Origin of the sequence: Xanthomonas massiliensis (assembly GCF_900018785.1) — a bacterium.
In the GTDB taxonomy this organism is placed as follows: Bacteria; Pseudomonadota; Gammaproteobacteria; order Xanthomonadales; family Xanthomonadaceae; genus Xanthomonas_B; species Xanthomonas_B massiliensis.
The window spans coordinates 142,876-157,319 of record NZ_FCOY01000005.1; the positions used below are offsets into that span (position 1 = coordinate 142,876).

Below are 14,444 nucleotides of genomic sequence, written 5' to 3' on the forward strand. Positions count from 1 at the left end.
ATGAATCCGGTCGATACGGTCCTGTCGTGCCTGCGGGCGCTGCCGTCCCAGCAGGGGCGATCGATGCGGCTGCATACGTCGTTGGGCGGCGAACGGTTGGCGGTCGAGACCCTGTCCGGGCTGGAGCAGGTCGATGGTGCTGGCTTCCGCCTGGTGCTGACGGCGCTGTCGGCGGAGGCGGGCCTGGACCTGGACGCACTGCTCGGCCGTCCCGCACTGTTGCAGCTGCTCACCGCCGATGCGGGCCTGCGGCCGTTCCACGGCCAAGTCACCTCCGCCGAGCTGGTCGGCAGCAATGGTGGCCTGGCGCGCTACCGGTTGGTCCTGGAGCCCTGGCTGTCGTTGCTGGGGCAGCGCGTGGACAGCTACGCATTCCAGGACATGAGCGTGGTGGAGATCGTCGAGAACGTGTTCTCCGACTATGCCGGCCTGGGCACGCTCGCGCCGCGGTGGCGCTGGGACCTGGCGGATGCGTCCGTGTACCGCAAGCGCAGCCTGTGCACCCAGTACCAGGAAAGCGATCTGGCGTTCGTGCAGCGCCTGCTGGCCGAGGAGGGCATCGCCTACTGGTTCGAGCACCGGGGCGAGGCGGACAGCGACGGCTTGGGCGAACACGTCCTGGTGCTGGCCGACCACGCACCGGCGTGGCACGAACTGGGGACGGTCCGCTTCCATCGTGCGGATGCCACCGAACGATCCGATGGCGTGCAGGGCTGGCAGGATGCGCGGCGCTGGCGCACCGGCCAGGTGCTGCGTGCGAGCTGGGACTATCGCAGCCTGGAACTGGGGCTGGCGCAATCCAGCGCACCGATGGCGGGCCTGATGTCGGCCGAGGACGTGGACATGGGCGCGCCGTATGGCTGGCCCGATACCGCCAGCGGCGAGCGCCTGGCGCGTCGGCACCTGGAGGCCCTGCAGGTGCCGGCGCATACCGTGCAGGGACAGGGCTCGTGGCGGCAACTGGCGGCCGGCGGCCGCTTCGTGCTGACCCAGCACCCGCAGGCCGGGAACGACGGCTACGCCTGCCTGCAGGTGTGGCACCGTGCCCGCAACAACCTCGGCGCCGAGGTGTTCGATGCGCTGGAACAGGCGCTGGGTGCCGTTGCCGCGCCCGGCCTCGCGCTGCCTGCCACGCTGGCCGGCCATGCATGCATCGCGGACGAATCCTGGCCGGAGGTCTACCAGAATCGTTTCGTGGCACTGCCGGTATCGGTGGCCTATCGCCCAAGGACCGAGGACGACCGTGGCGTGCGCCTGCATCCCCGGCCCACGGTGGCAGGCACCCAGAGCGTGATCGTGGTCAGCGATGGCGAACCGGCCCTGGCCGATCGCGACCATCGCATCAAGGTGCAGTTCCCCTGGCAGCGCGGCGCCGACGCCAGCAGCGGGCAGGCGCATCCAGCAGGCGAGGACAACGCTCCCGGTCTCGGCAGCGCCTGGACCTGGGTCCGGGTGGCCACGTCGTGGGCCGGCGACAACTGGGGCGGGGTGATGCTGCCGCGCAAGGGCCAGGAAGTGCTGGTGGCGTTCCTGGAGGGCGACATCGACCGGCCGGTGGTGGTGGGCAGCGTCTACAACGGCCGCGGCCAGGCCGATGCGGCGCACAACCAGGTCGGCGGCGGTGGTGCCGGGGCCACCGGCAACGCGCCGTCGTGGTTCGACGGCAACGAGCATGCCGCGGTATTCACCGGGTTCAAGAGCCAGGCGCTGGCGCACAGCCAGGACGGCAGCGGCGGCTACCAGCAGCTGCGGCTGGACGACACCCCGGGACAGGGCCGCGCGCAGCTGTCGACCACGCAGCAGCAGAGCGCGCTGACGCTGGGCCACCTGAAAGGCGGCCAGGACAACGTGCGCGAGGGCGAGCGCGGCTACGGCACGGAACTGTCCACGCAGGCACGCGGTAGCGTGCGCGCCGGCCAAGGCCTGCTGCTGAGCAGCGAGCCCGGCCACCAGCAGCTCAGCGCCGAGCAGGCGCAGGCGCAGCTGGCCGAGGGCCAGCAGCTGCTGCAGGCGCTGGCCGCGGCCGCGCGCGGGCAGCAGGCGCAGCTGCCCGAGGAGCCGCAGGCGTTGCCGGCCGATACCTCATGGACGGCGCTGCACGGCAGCCTGCAGGCGACGCAGCAGGGCAGCGCGGCCGGCGCGATCGCCGGCGGCGACGGCCAGGCGCCGGGCTGGAGCGCGCCGGTACTGCTGGGCAGCGGCCAGGCCGGGGTGATGAGCCTGACCCCAGCCGACCAGGGCTGGGTATCGGGCACGCAGACGGTACTGACCGCGGGCACCGCGCTGAACTGGCTGAGCCAGGGCCAGCTGACCCTGGCGGTGGCGGGCGGGCTGGTGCTCTACACCCAGGGCAGCGAAGCGGCCAGCGGCAGCCCGACCCAGGAGCGCGGCATCGCCCTGCACGCCGCGCAGGGCAAGGTCAGCGCACGCGCGCACCGCAACGCAGCCAAGCTGGCGGCGAAGACCAACGTGAGGATTGCCAGCACGGAGGCCGGCGTGGAGATCGCCGCGCCGAACAGGCACCTGCTGGCCGCCGCGGCCGGCGCCTACATCCGCATCGAGGGCGGCAACATCGAGCTGGGCGCGCCGGGGACGGTCGAGTTCAAGGCGACGAGGAAAGAACTGACCGGGCCGAAAAGTGCCTCGATGGAACTGCCACCCCTGCCTGAAAGCGATTTTTGTATCCCATGCTTCATTCAGGCGGCAAGGGCGGGAGGGGCGCTGGTCCCGGCATGAGCGGCTCGCGCACACTGACGGGATTCATCCTGTTCGACAGCGCGATCGTGCCGTTGGACCGCATCGTGTCGATCATCGATGACGGGTATCCGGGCCATTGCCTCTATGCCGATTGGGGGGAGGAGGCGAAAAGCGTCTCGCCCTGGCTGCTGGCCCCGTCGTCCCGGGTTGCCGAACTCGTCAGGGACCTGCGTGAGGGCGGGCAACACGCGCATGGCGTGTCGCGACTGGCGACGTCGGCATCGGCCGATGCGATCGTTCTGCACCTGCGCAGGTTGCAGACAATGTTTGCGGACCGGAAACGATATTACCTGCGATACGCCGATGCACGCGCGTTCTCCGATCTTTGGAGCGTTCTGGACCCGGCGCAGCGCCGTGCGCTGCTCGGCCCGATCGCGGCATGGGAAGCCAGCGCTGCCGGCGAATCCAGCCGGTACATTGATCCGGACGATGGCCGGACGTTGGCCCAATCCGTCACGTTGCCCCTGCGGCTGTCATCCCGCCAGTTCGGCGAACTGCTGCGGGCACAGCGCGATACGCAGAGATGGTCGATATGGCTGAAAACGCAGCCGCAACTGTGCGAAGGATACTCGCCGGCGGAACTGCGCAAACTGTCCCGCCTGACGGGTGAATGGCTGCGCGCGCAGGGTGCGCTGCCTGAACGGGTGGTGCAGGCGGTCGGCGTGGCGGTGCTGCGCAGCGGAGGGGAAGTCCTGGGCCATCCGGAATTTGCCGACAAGGCGCGGCACGGTGCCGTCGGCGATCCTGTCCCCCGAAAGCATCCGCGGCCATGTCCGCCGGATACGCACTGCGACAAACAATGGACGGAGGTCAAGGAGCCATGATCGATCACGAAGGGGAATGCCGTCGCACGATCCGCTGGCTCTTGTTGTCGCTGCTGGTCGTTGTCGGTGGCGGCTGCAAGGCGCAGGAGGAAAAGATCGGTGTGGGCATCACCGGGCTGGACCATCTGGCCGATCACCTGAGCGTGCAGGAATTCTCGGTGGACGGCTATAGGGCTGGGCGCGCCGGAGGAGGGGGTGGAACGGTCTGCTGCGCGATGCTGCCGGCCAAGTGGCGCCCGGGCTTGAGCGTCCGCGTGGACTGGCTGGAGCAGAACTGGCGTGATTGCAGTTATAGGGAACGGCATCGGCAGGTGCCAGTGGAAAGGTACGACGAGATTGGAACGTTGTGGGTCCATTTTCTGACGAATGGCAATGTTCGCGTGATTGTGTCGAATCCCGGGCCGGGAAATCCCGACTATCCCGGTCCACATGATCCGATTCCGCGGAAGAACCCTTGGCATGTTTATCCGGCAGACGCGCACTGCAACAAACAATGGACGGAGGTCAAGGAGCCATGATCGATCACGAAGGGGAATGCCGTCGCACGATCCGCTGGCTCTTGTTGTCGCTGCTGGTCGTTGTCGGTGGCGGCTGCAAGGCGCAGGAGGAAAAGATTGGCGTGGGCATCACCGGGATCGATCATCTGGCCGACCATCTGAGCGTGCAGGAATTCTCGGTGGACGGCTATAGGGCCGGGCGCGCCGGAGGAGGGGGTGGAACGGTCTGCTGCGCGATGCTGCCGGCCAAGTGGCGCCCGGGCTTGAGCGTGGAGATACGCTGGAACGTGACCAACTGGCGTGACTGCGACGGTCAGGAGTTCGTGCGGCAGGTGCCGGTGGAAAAATACGACGAGATTGGAACGTTGTGGGTGCATTTTTTGACGAATGGCAATGTTCGCGTGATTGTGTCGAATCCGGGTCCGGGGAATCCTAAGTACATGGGTCCACATGATTCGATTCCGCGGAAGCGTCCGTGGCAGGAATACTCGCTGGACGAGAGTTGCAAGCGCAAGGAAGAGCTGGAGAAGAAGTCATGATCGATCACAAAGGCAAATGCCGTCGCACGATCCGCTGGCTCTTGTTGTCGCTGCTGGTCGTTGTCGGTGGCGGCTGCAAGGCGCAGGAGGAAAAGATCGGTGTGGGCATCACCGGGCTGGACCATCTGGCCGACCATCTGAGCGTGCAGGAATTCTCGGTGGACGGCTATAGGGCTGGGCGCGCCGGAGGAGGGGGTGGAACGGTCTGCTGCGCGATGCTGCCGGCCAAGTGGCGCCCGGGCTTGAGCGTGGAGATACGCTGGAACGTGACCAACTGGCGTGACTGCGACGGTCAGGAGTTCGTGCGGCAGGTGCCGGTGGATCGGTATGAAGAAGCTGGACATCTGTGGATACATTTTCTTGCGAATGATTCGATCCGAGTCGTGTCTTCCGGGCTGTATGCGCCGGAAAGTCCGAGCTATCCCGGTCCACATGATCCGATTCCGCGGAAGCGTCCGTGGCAGGAATACTCGCTGGACGAGAGTTGCAAGCGCAAGGAAGAGCTGGAGAAGAAGTCATGAGCGGGCAGGAAGGCAACGGCTACAGCACGGCGATGTCGCCGGCCAGCGACAGCATCCCCACGCTGGACGTGGTGCAGGTAGTGGCTGCAACCTGTCGGCCGGAAATGTGCGAAATGCCATTGCATATTGGCCTTTTCTTCGATGGTACGGGCAATAATTACAGTTGGGTGGAATCAGGGGCGACAGGCACGCAAGAAGACCGGAAGAAGGACAGCAATGTCTATCGTCTGTATTGGGCGTACCCGCAGGAGAATCTGGATGGCTACTATCCGATGTACATTCCCGGAGTGGGAACGCCGTTTCCCCAGATCGGTGAAGAGAGCGACAGTTCCACAGGCATGGGCTTTGGCGCCGGCGGCGACGGCCGGATTAACTACGGGTTGCTGCATGTGCTCAATTCCGTGCATCGTGCTGTTGCCAGAAATTTGCCGGTGTTCCAGCCGGATACCATCATGGCCCTGTGCCGCAATGGCAAGCGGCAGTACAACCCCCGCCTTGGCTACGCACCCCTGAAGGGTTCCGGTGATGCCGCCGCCTTGCAGAAGGTGGGCATGGGGACCAGCGGCGGTCTTCTGCGCGGTGGCGGCGTCGGCGACCGCCAGCGCATCGAGTTCCTGACGCAATGGGCCGGCAAGATCGCCGAACGTGTCAACGATCCCAAGACCAAGCCGAAGCTGACCGAAATCTTCATCGACGTGTTCGGCTTCTCGCGTGGCGCGGCGGAGGCGCGGGTGTTCTGCAACTGGCTGCTGCAGATCATGCAGGGCGGCAAGCTGTGCGGCGTGAAGGCGACGATCCGTTTCCTGGGCATCTTCGACACCGTGGCGTCGGTGGGCATACCGCTGTCGACGCCGATGGTGGGCGGTTGGACGGACGGGCACCTGGACTGGGCGAAGGCGGAATTCCTGCGGATCGATTCGCGGGTGGAGAACTGTGTCCACCACATCGCGATGCACGAGAACCGCGCGTCGTTCCCGCTGGACTACGTACAGGCACCGGGCAGCACCACGCTGCCGGGCAACTGTCGGCAGTATGCGTTTCCCGGCATGCACTCGGACGTGGGCGGCGGCTATACCCCGGACGATCAGGGCCGGGGATATGGGAAACTGGACAGCAGGAAGCTATCGCAGATTCCGCTCAACTATATGTACCGGGCGGCGGAGGCGGCGGGCGTGCCGTTGGACAAGGAGTCGGCGAAACTGAGAACTGCGACGGAGGAGAGCGTCGATCCGTTTGAAATCCATCCCGACCTGCAGGCTGCCTACGACGCCTTTATCGCGGCGCAGCCCGCACAGGGCAGCCAGCGTGCATGGCTGCTGCCCTACCTCGCATGGCGCTATCAGGTCCGTGACACGTATGCGCGGTTGCCGTGGCGCAATCATGCATCTGCCGGGGATGTGGCCGATCTGGAAGGGGCCAATGCGACGCTGTTGCGCGATATCGCGGCGCTCGATGGCACGGATACTTTCGGCGAGAAGGTATGGGACTCCGTGCTGGACATGTCGCCGTTGACGAGTCCCCTCAGCCACACGCGTGACCTGTCGAAACTGGCGCCGGAGGCGCGCGAGGTGCTCAAGGCGATTCGTGAGCAACGGCCGGTTTCGCCGGCGGAGGCGCGCATGTTCGGAGAGTTCGCGCACGACTCTTACGCGGGATTCAAGCCGTTCGACGGCTACATTCTCGGCTTCATTCCCATTCCCGGCACATGGGAGCCGGAAGGCTATTTGCGCTATCGCCGGTGGTATGCGGGCGACGACAAGCAAATGGCGCAGAACCAGCAGACGTCGCAATCGGAGGAAATGGTGGCTTGAGCAGCAAGCCGCCCTGGAAAAATGGGAGGCGAGTTCAACTCTGATTCGCAACACGCTTGAATTCCTCGGCAAACACGTCGAGGGGCGTCTTGAATCCTAGGGTCTTGCGTAGTCGCGTGTTCAGTCGCTGCTCGACCCATCGCAATTGTTCATCGGTGATGGCCGCGAAGTCCATGCGTCTCTGCAAGTACTGCCGGGTCAGTCCGTTGGCGTTCTCGTTGCTGCCGCGCTGCCAGGCGGAGTACGGATCCGCGAAATAGACATCCGCCTGCAAGGCAGCAGCGATGGTCTGGTGGTCTGCGAATTCCTTGCCGTTGTCGGCGGTCAGCGTATGCACGCCATCGCGCACGCGACCGAGCCTGCCGACGATGGCACGCATCACGTTGTCAGCCGTGCAGTCGGGTGATCTGGCCAGCAGGTGGAGCCGGGAGCGACGTTCGGTCATGGTCACCAACACGGCCTTGCCATGGGAGGCGTGCATCGAGTCGATTTCCCAGTCGCCCAGGCGCGAGCGTGGCTCGACCACCGTAGGCCGCTCACGCCAGTTGCGCCGGTGCCGCAACTGCCCCCGGCCCATCCCGCATCCCGCGCCTGCGGCGCTGACGACGCCGCCGCCGCAAGGTCTTGAACAGGCTGCCGCCGCGCCGTTGCTCGGCGTAGATGTGCTGGTAGATCCATTCGTGGCTGGCCAATCCAGTGACGCCAGCCACCTGCTCGGGACTCCAGTCCTCGCGCAGGCACGCTTCGATCTGCGCGATGCGCTCCGGACCCATCCGTCTGCGACGGCTGGCCTGTGTGCGGCGACGCTCACTGATCCGCTGTGCCTGAGCCGGATCGTAACGTCGACCAGCGCAGTTGCGCCGCAGCTCACGGCTGATCGTGCTGGGCGCGCGACTCAGGGCAAAGGCGATGCCGCGCAGCGAGCAGCCGGCTTCGTGAAGAGCGTGGATGCGATATCGTTCGTGCTGGTTCAGGCGGCCATTGGCCATGGGCAACTCCACTTGGCGGTGAAGCTGCTCAGGTCAGGTCGCCTGGGCCTCTTCACAACCTCGGGTGTTGCGATCGAGAGTTGAATCCGCCCATAGAATCATGCCCACACCCTTGATTCCCCAGGAGATCCACCTACTCGAACGATACAGCTCGTTGGAATACTTTGGGCTGATGCGGGATGCGTGGGAAGCCATGGTCAGGCATTGCGAGGATTGTCTGCAGAGGTTCATGCGCAACCTGCCGGCAGACTACCGCCGTCGCCCACAGCCTTTGCAGCCGGACGTCGTTTGGGGCGAACTGGTCATCAGGAACTTCCGGGATACGATGCTTGATCTGTTTGATTCCTACATAGAACTTTCCCATGGCGATGCCAATGCACTTCCTGATTAGCACGATCTTTCAGCGCAGTCGCAAGTGGTGAGAGCGTTACGCAGCATGTTGGGGTCATCGCTCTCGGGAGATCAGAAGATGGCCATGAACCGTGTGCAGTTCCAGCCGGGCCTGTCGTTGCCGGCGTTCCTCAAGCGCTATGGCAGCGAGCGCCAGTGCGAGCAGGCGCTGGAGGCCTCGCGCTGGCCGCATGGCTTCGTCTGTCCTCGTTGCGCCGGTACGGCGCACAGCCGGTTCCAGCGTCACGGTGCCACGTACTGGCAGTGCACGGCCTGCCACCGCCAGACCAGCCTGCGCTCGGGTACGGTGATGGACAACAGCAAGCTGCCGCTGCGGACCTGGCTGCTGGGCATGTACCTGCTGGGCCAGAGCAAGACCAACCTGTCGGCGCTGGAGCTGATGCGGCACCTGGGCGTGAGCTACCCGGCGGCGTGGCGGATGAAGCACAAGCTGATGCAGGCGATGGCCGAGCGCGAGGCGGGCCGCAAGCTGGGCGGGATCGTGCAACTGGACGATGCCTACCTGGGTGGGGAACGCAACGGCGGCAAGGCCGGCCGTGGCTCGGAGAACAAGCGCCCTTTCGTGATCGCCGTGGAGACCACTGACGACGGTCGCCCACGGCACGCAGCGATCGACCTGGTGCCGGGTTTCACCAAGGCGGCCCTGTCGGACTGGATCGGGCAGCGCTTGCATCCGGGATCGGATGTCTACAGCGACGGACTGGGCGCGTTTCGGGCGCTGGAAGCCGAGCATGCGCACACCGTCATCGAAGGCCATGGCCGCGGCCGCTGTAAGGAAGAGAACGCCCGTTGGGTCAATGTCGTGCTGTCCAACCTCAAGCGCTCGCTGGACGGGGCGTATCACGCCTTCAAGTTCGCCAAGTACGCCCAGCGCTACCTGGCCGAGACGATGTGGCGGTTCAACCGTCGCTTCGACCTGACTCGGCTGGTGCCGAGTCTTTTGGCCACGGCGGCTACTGCAAAGCCTTGGCCGGAGAGAACGTTGCGCGATGTGCCGCTGTTCTCGACTGAAAGTGCGTGCTAATCAGGATGCACTTAATTCGGCCCACCGCGTGGTCAATGACGTTCGGGGGCAACGGGAGTTCTCGACGGCATGGTTCGATGAGGTCGAAGCGGGAGCGGAAGACAAGTTCTACGAATTGCGTTCGAGGGCGAATCGCTATGCGGCGAACATATGGCCAACTTCCGGTGCTTATTGGGCAAAAGGAGAACTGTCGTACGACTATGACGTTGACGCCCGTGGTCCCTTGCCGGATGTTCGGTGGCCTAGGTACCAACTGAATGCGGGTGTCACTGTAAAAACTGACGATTCCGTCCCGCAGACAGGCATCTATCTTCCGCTGGTCGACGACAGCTGCGCGCAGTTCCTTATCGCGGGCGAGCCTGCAGACAAGGCCAATGTTGGCTATGACCCCGAAACCATGCAGAACGTGAGTCGTGAATTCACGCAGTGGATTCTGGTCGAACGCGTACCCGGTGAGTTCGTTGACGACCCGCTGGCCGATCTGCTTCGGGGGGACCTCGCTTCGGGTCGTGTCGAGCGCGTGCCTGCGAGCCAGCCTTGTCCTGTTGCCGGTTGGTGGTACACCCCGGCCGAGATCGATTCGCGGCGCTGGTTCAAGGAAGGCGAATTGTTCCCGGAGATCGAAGGCAGCGACTACGGCGACACCTTCTGGCTGCGGTCGCCGGGATAGCGGGCGTTCCATGACGGCATGGATGGCCCCAGGCGACTGATGCCTGGAGGAACCGTCGGCAGGGCGAGCTGGAAGATCCGTTGCTCCGGCCAAGGCAGGCGAGGCTGCTTGATCCAATGGATCTTCGGCCGGGTGACTCGCATGTTTCCGGGAGAGCGTCCTCGCTCGAAGGCCAGTGCCCTTGTGGAAGGAACAGTGGGCGCCGTAGCTCCTGCCTCGGCTGGTGTCGCCGGCCACGGCGCGGATGGAGCCCACCAGCTGTTCCAGCGACACGTCCTTGAGCAGGTAGCCCTTGGCGCCGGCCTTGAGCCCGGCCAGCACCAGCTGGTCGTCGTCGAAGGTGGTCAGGATAATGGTCGGGGGCAGCTGGCCGGCGCGGGCGAGGGTCTGCAGCGCCTCCAGCCCGGACATCACCGGCATGCGCATGTCCATCAGCACCACGTCCGGGTGCAGGGTCGGGATCAGTGTGCGGAGAACTGTCCAGTGTCGATTTCATCCCGGCGTGATGTAGTTGAACGCTGTGCAAGTGCAGCACGCGTGCAGTCTGGATCCTCACTCGCCACGCATGTGGCGCTCGGTAGGTTGGGGTCACATCCACGATCCAGGAGCCTCCCATGAACCGCAAGACGCCCATGACCAAGACCCCCGTGATTGCCGCCGCCCTCGTGCTCGCGTTGGCCGCGGTACCTGCCTTCGCCCAGCATCATGCCCATGCGGCGGATGCGCCCAGTGCCAAGTCCGATCAGCCCGCCAAGGACACCTGGATCACCACCAAGGTGAAATCGGAGCTGGTGACCAGCGACGGGGTGCCGAGCACCGAGATCTCCGTGGACACCAAGAACGGGGTCGTCTGGCTCAGCGGCGACGTGCAGACGGAGGCGGAGCGGGACCGTGCTGTCGCCAAGGCCAAGGCAGTGAAAGGCGTGAAATCCGTCGATGCTTCCAAGCTGACGGTTGCCGGCAAGTAATCCCGGCCAAGGCTGTCGCCGCCCATCCGTCCGAAGACCCTGGCCTGTTGTGGCCGGGGTCTTTTGCATTGAGGGTTTCCCGCTTGTCCCGGGGATGCCCGACAGCGCAATACCCTGCCGTTGCGCGAATCGGGCGATGCCTCGCTGCCAGTGGCATGGGCTCTCGGGCGACAGCGGAAGATCAGCGCCTGCCCGACCCGGGGCCGTCGGCGATGCGTGCTCGCGGAACGGGCCATCGCAACAGGGGCGTACAGCGGCGGACCGATGATGCAGGCGAGCCGTAGGCATGGGAGACGGCAATGCCGGAGAAGGTAGGTGCTACCCGGCTCGACCCGCGTGCAATGACGAACGTGTGCATCAAGGCTGGCCCTCCCAGGGCGCCAACGCCCCGCTCTGGCGGCCTACATGTGTGAGGTTCGTTGTGCCATCGGAGTCCCGCTTTCCTGATGGCGGAGGCGGAAGCGCGAGCTCCGAAACGTGTCCCGGATGCTTCAGGTCTCCCTGGGGACCGGCGGGCCACGCCAGGTCACCGGCGATCGGTGCGGGCGAGGGCAATGGCGTCTTCGAGCAATGCCAGGTCACGGCCCGGAAAGACTCTGCCGGCTTCGACGAGGCATGCAGGGGAGGGTGAAAGAGCATGGTGCCGGGCACGCCGCAACGGGTTTGCCGGCGGTCCGTCCCCTGCCGCCGATCGCCTACACTCCACCGCCATGACAGACAACGGGGAGGCGCCATGAAACGATTGACCCTGGGCATCGCAGCGATGTCCCTTTCGGCCGCGCTGGTCGCGGCGCCATCGGCGCCCACGTTCGATGGCGCGCGCATCTCGCGCGACGTGCAGGTGCTGGCCTCGGATGCCTACGAAGGGCGCGGCCCTGCCACGGCGGGCGAGGAGAAGACCGTCGCCTACCTGGCGCAGCAGTTCGCGGCGGCAGGGCTGCAACCGGGCGGCGACCTGCAGGCCGATGGCAGCCGGCTGTGGACCCAGGCGGTCCCGCTGCAGCGGGCCGACATCGTCGGCACGCCGTCGCTGTCCGTGGATGTGCGCGGAAGGCCGGTGGAGCTGGCGCAGGGCAGGCAGATCGCGGTACGCGCGTCGATGGACGGGTCCACGCAGGTGGACATCCGTAACGCGCCGCTGGTGTTCGTCGGCTACGGCGTCAAGGCACCGGAGCGGAACTGGGACGATTTCAAGGGCGTGGATCTGAAGGGCAAGATCGCCGTGGTGCTGGTCAACGATCCGGACTTCGAGACCGGGGTGGGCGATTTCGACGGCAAGGGCATGACCTGGTACGGACGCTGGCCCTACAAGTACGAGGAAGGTGCGCGCCAGGGGGCGCTCGGCGTGCTGGTGGTGCACGAGACCGCGCCGGCATCCTACGGCTGGGACACCGTGGCCAGTTCCAATACCAACACCATGTTCGACGTGGTCCGCGACGATCCGGCGGCGGTGCATCCGAAGGTGGAGGGCTGGATCCAGCGCGATCTCGCCGTGCAACTGTTCGAGGATGCCGGCCTGGACTTCGATGCGCTCAAGAAGCAGGCCCAGACCCGCGGCTTCAGGCCGGTGGCACTGAAGGGCGAGGGTTTCAACGCGCGCTTCGCGGTCAAGCGCGACGTGATCACCTCGCACAATGTCGTGGCGCGCCTGCCGGGCAGCAAGTACCCGGACGAGACGCTGATCTACAGCGCCCACTGGGACCACCTCGGCATCGGCAAGCCGGACGCCAAGGGCGACACCATCTTCAACGGTGCGCTGGACAACGCCAGCGGCACCGCCGCGCTGCTGGAGCTGGCGCGCGGGTTCGCCGCCGGCCCGAGGCCGGAGCGCTCGGTGGTGTTCCTGGCGGTGACCGCCGAGGAGAAGGGCCTGCTCGGTTCGGAGTACTACGCCAGCAAGCCGCTGTATCCGCTGGAGAAGACGGTGGCGGTGATCAACATGGACGGGATGAGCCCGTTCGTGCCTTCGCGCGATTACGGCATCTACGGCACGGCGAAGCTGGACCTGCTGGACGACCTGGCGCGGGTGGCCAAGGGCTGGAACCTGCGTTACACGCCCGATCCGAAGCCGGAGGCCGGGTACTTCTACCGTTCCGACCATTTCTCCTTCGCCAAGCGCGGCGTGCCGGCGATCTCGTATTCGGCCGGACAGGACTGGGAGGTCGGTGGCGTGGCCGCCGGCAAGGCGGCGCAGGAGGACTACACCGCGCATCGCTATCACCAGCAGGGCGACGAGTGGCAACCGGACTGGACCTTCGCGGGCGCCGCGCGCGACCTGCAGGTGCTGTATGCGCTGGGCATCGGGCTGGCCGATTCGCGCCAGTGGCCGCAGTGGGGTGATGGTTCGGAGTTCCGGGCGGTACGCGACCGCAGTGCCGACGCGCGCCGGTAGGAAATGGTGGGCGGCCCGGCCGGCTTGGCGGCCCGCGCGACCGGCGGATGGACGTCGTGGGATCCGCCCGATGCGTACGTGCCGTCGCGCATGGCTCAGGAACGCTGCCTGACCGCCAGCACGCCATCCAGTTCCGGGCGGGCCTGGAAGCCGGCCTTCTCCAGCCGCCTGGCCACCTCGCGCGGGACGTCGCGCCCGCTGGTGAGCCGGTTGGGACTGCCGGTGTAGTGGAACAGCCGGCCACCGCCGCGCAGGACGCGCGCCAGCTGGTCGTAGAAGGCCTGCGAATACAGCTCGCCGGCGATGCCGAAACGCGGCGGATCGTGCAGGATGGCGTCGAAGGCCGCATCGGGCAGCGTGGCGATGGCCTGCGCCACGTCGGCGTGATCGAGCGACAGCCGGCCGCCGGCGGCCGGCGCATCCGGGTCGGGCGACCACGGGTTGAGCGTGCGCAGCCACAGCACATTCCCGTTCTTCTCGAAGGACACGATGCGCGCCGCGCCCGCTTCCAGGGCGCAGGCGGCGAAGTAGCCCAGCCCGCCGCAGGTATCGAGCACCGTCTTGCCGGCCGGCTGGACCAGCGTGACCTTGCGGCGCGCGTCGGCCAGCGGCGATTCGCGCGCGGTCGGCAGCATCTTGATGCCGTCGATCTCGAAGGTCGGCACGCCCCATTCGGTGGGCACCAGCTTGATCAGCGACCCGGCATAGCGCGAGGCCGGTTCGAAGGCATTGCCGTCGAACCAGTAGATCGTGCGGTCCTTGAGCTTGTCCGGCCACGGGAACCGGTGTCCGCGCCGGCACCAGCCGGCTTCGTCGAGCGCAACCGTTTCCTGCGAGCGGCCCAGGTCCAGCGAGCCGGTCCAGGTACCGTCCCGCCGGGCCGCGAGCATGGCGGCGAGCGTGTCGCGGGTCAGCAGGGGGCCGGCGTAGTGGCTCACGGCAGCGGGCAGGGCGAGGAGGGACGCGATGCTACCCGATGCCCGCCGCGCCCGCGATGGCGCCGGCCAGGCGAAGCCCGGTCCCCGGCCGGCATTCCCTCCG

At 66.2% G+C, this 14,444-nt stretch carries 12 protein-coding genes and 2 pseudogenes; 11 read left to right on the forward strand and 3 right to left on the reverse strand.

The window, feature by feature from the left end; all coding sequences use genetic code 11:
• From BN3794_RS02400 to BN3794_RS02415, 6 genes are read left to right on the forward strand one after another with little or no spacing between them, the layout of a single operon-like run.
• Positions 1 to 2,736, forward strand: coding sequence for a type VI secretion system Vgr family protein (locus BN3794_RS02400; protein WP_066092778.1), 2,736 nt, complete (start codon positions 1 to 3; stop codon positions 2,734 to 2,736).
• Positions 2,733 to 3,581 carry a DUF4123 domain-containing protein gene (locus tag BN3794_RS02405; protein WP_066092781.1) on the forward strand — a complete coding sequence of 283 codons (849 nt, stop codon included), beginning with the start codon at positions 2,733 to 2,735 and terminating at the stop codon, positions 3,579 to 3,581. Before BN3794_RS02400 ends, BN3794_RS02405 begins: the two co-directional genes overlap by 4 nt.
• A complete protein-coding gene (locus BN3794_RS15735) occupies positions 3,578 to 4,099 on the forward strand; it encodes a DUF3304 domain-containing protein (protein ID WP_078059544.1) in 522 nt (173 codons plus the stop codon). Before BN3794_RS02405 ends, BN3794_RS15735 begins: the two co-directional genes overlap by 4 nt.
• Positions 4,096 to 4,617, forward strand: a complete 522-nt coding sequence (locus BN3794_RS02410; protein ID WP_066092784.1) for a DUF3304 domain-containing protein — start codon at positions 4,096 to 4,098, stop codon at positions 4,615 to 4,617. Before BN3794_RS15735 ends, BN3794_RS02410 begins: the two co-directional genes overlap by 4 nt.
• Positions 4,614 to 5,138, forward strand: a complete 525-nt coding sequence (locus tag BN3794_RS15740) for a DUF3304 domain-containing protein (protein WP_078059545.1) — start codon at positions 4,614 to 4,616, stop codon at positions 5,136 to 5,138. Before BN3794_RS02410 ends, BN3794_RS15740 begins: the two co-directional genes overlap by 4 nt.
• Positions 5,135 to 6,949 carry a T6SS phospholipase effector Tle1-like catalytic domain-containing protein gene (locus BN3794_RS02415; protein ID WP_078059546.1) on the forward strand — a complete coding sequence of 605 codons (1,815 nt, stop codon included), beginning with the start codon at positions 5,135 to 5,137 and terminating at the stop codon, positions 6,947 to 6,949. Before BN3794_RS15740 ends, BN3794_RS02415 begins: the two co-directional genes overlap by 4 nt.
• A gap of 34 nt (positions 6,950 to 6,983) precedes the next feature.
• Here the strand turns inward: BN3794_RS02415 and BN3794_RS15745 are convergent.
• Positions 6,984 to 7,938, reverse strand: a pseudogene (locus BN3794_RS15745) (IS30 family transposase).
• Positions 7,939 to 8,167: 229 nt separating this feature from the next.
• Here BN3794_RS15745 and BN3794_RS16580 point away from each other — a divergent pair.
• The 3 genes from BN3794_RS16580 to BN3794_RS16220 all read left to right on the forward strand — a co-directional run bounded on the left by BN3794_RS16580 (position 8,168) and on the right by BN3794_RS16220 (position 10,043).
• Positions 8,168 to 8,329: a hypothetical protein gene (locus BN3794_RS16580; protein WP_160330880.1), complete on the forward strand. Its 162-nt coding sequence runs from the start codon at positions 8,168 to 8,170 to the stop codon at positions 8,327 to 8,329.
• Between the two features lie 78 nt (positions 8,330 to 8,407).
• Positions 8,408 to 9,373 carry an IS1595 family transposase gene (locus tag BN3794_RS02435; RefSeq protein ID WP_147675608.1) on the forward strand — a complete coding sequence of 322 codons (966 nt, stop codon included), beginning with the start codon at positions 8,408 to 8,410 and terminating at the stop codon, positions 9,371 to 9,373.
• A gap of 28 nt (positions 9,374 to 9,401) precedes the next feature.
• On the forward strand, positions 9,402 to 10,043 hold the full coding sequence (locus BN3794_RS16220; protein WP_147675626.1) for a hypothetical protein: 642 nt from the start codon (positions 9,402 to 9,404) through the stop codon (positions 10,041 to 10,043).
• A gap of 231 nt (positions 10,044 to 10,274) precedes the next feature.
• Here BN3794_RS16220 and BN3794_RS15750 read toward each other — a convergent pair.
• Positions 10,275 to 10,505 (reverse strand): annotated as a pseudogene (locus tag BN3794_RS15750) (response regulator); the annotation flags it as partial.
• Positions 10,506 to 10,657: 152 nt separating this feature from the next.
• Between BN3794_RS15750 and BN3794_RS02450 the strand changes: the two are divergent.
• Together BN3794_RS02450 and BN3794_RS02455 are read left to right on the forward strand one after the other, a co-directional pair.
• Complete coding sequence (locus tag BN3794_RS02450; protein WP_066092807.1) at positions 10,658 to 11,011, forward strand: BON domain-containing protein; 354 nt, start codon at positions 10,658 to 10,660, stop codon at positions 11,009 to 11,011.
• Between the two features lie 733 nt (positions 11,012 to 11,744).
• Entirely contained in the window at positions 11,745 to 13,403 is a 1,659-nt protein-coding gene (locus BN3794_RS02455) for a M28 family metallopeptidase (RefSeq protein WP_066092811.1), read from the forward strand.
• A 95-nt stretch (positions 13,404 to 13,498) separates the two neighbouring features.
• Here the strand turns inward: BN3794_RS02455 and BN3794_RS02460 are convergent, their stop codons facing one another.
• Positions 13,499 to 14,341 (reverse strand): class I SAM-dependent methyltransferase, encoded by an 843-nt coding sequence (locus tag BN3794_RS02460; protein ID WP_066092814.1) that lies wholly within the window; start codon positions 14,339 to 14,341, stop codon positions 13,499 to 13,501.
• Between the last annotated feature and the right edge of the window lie 103 nt (positions 14,342 to 14,444).

Bases quoted from the DNA above. Each gene is read 5' to 3' on its own strand.
- BN3794_RS02400 (WP_066092778.1), top strand. From the start codon at position 1: ATGAATCCGGTCGATACGGTCCTGTCGTGCCTGCGGGCGCTGCCGTCC.
- BN3794_RS02405 (WP_066092781.1), top strand. From the start codon at position 2,733: ATGAGCGGCTCGCGCACACTGACGGGATTCATCCTGTTCGACAGCGCG.
- BN3794_RS15735 (WP_078059544.1), top strand. From the start codon at position 3,578: ATGATCGATCACGAAGGGGAATGCCGTCGCACGATCCGCTGGCTCTTG.
- BN3794_RS02410 (WP_066092784.1), top strand. From the start codon at position 4,096: ATGATCGATCACGAAGGGGAATGCCGTCGCACGATCCGCTGGCTCTTG.
- BN3794_RS15740 (WP_078059545.1), top strand. From the start codon at position 4,614: ATGATCGATCACAAAGGCAAATGCCGTCGCACGATCCGCTGGCTCTTG.
- BN3794_RS02415 (WP_078059546.1), top strand. From the start codon at position 5,135: ATGAGCGGGCAGGAAGGCAACGGCTACAGCACGGCGATGTCGCCGGCC.
- BN3794_RS16580 (WP_160330880.1), top strand. From the start codon at position 8,168: ATGCGCAACCTGCCGGCAGACTACCGCCGTCGCCCACAGCCTTTGCAG.
- BN3794_RS02435 (WP_147675608.1), top strand. From the start codon at position 8,408: ATGGCCATGAACCGTGTGCAGTTCCAGCCGGGCCTGTCGTTGCCGGCG.
- BN3794_RS02450 (WP_066092807.1), top strand. From the start codon at position 10,658: ATGAACCGCAAGACGCCCATGACCAAGACCCCCGTGATTGCCGCCGCC.
- BN3794_RS02455 (WP_066092811.1), top strand. From the start codon at position 11,745: ATGAAACGATTGACCCTGGGCATCGCAGCGATGTCCCTTTCGGCCGCG.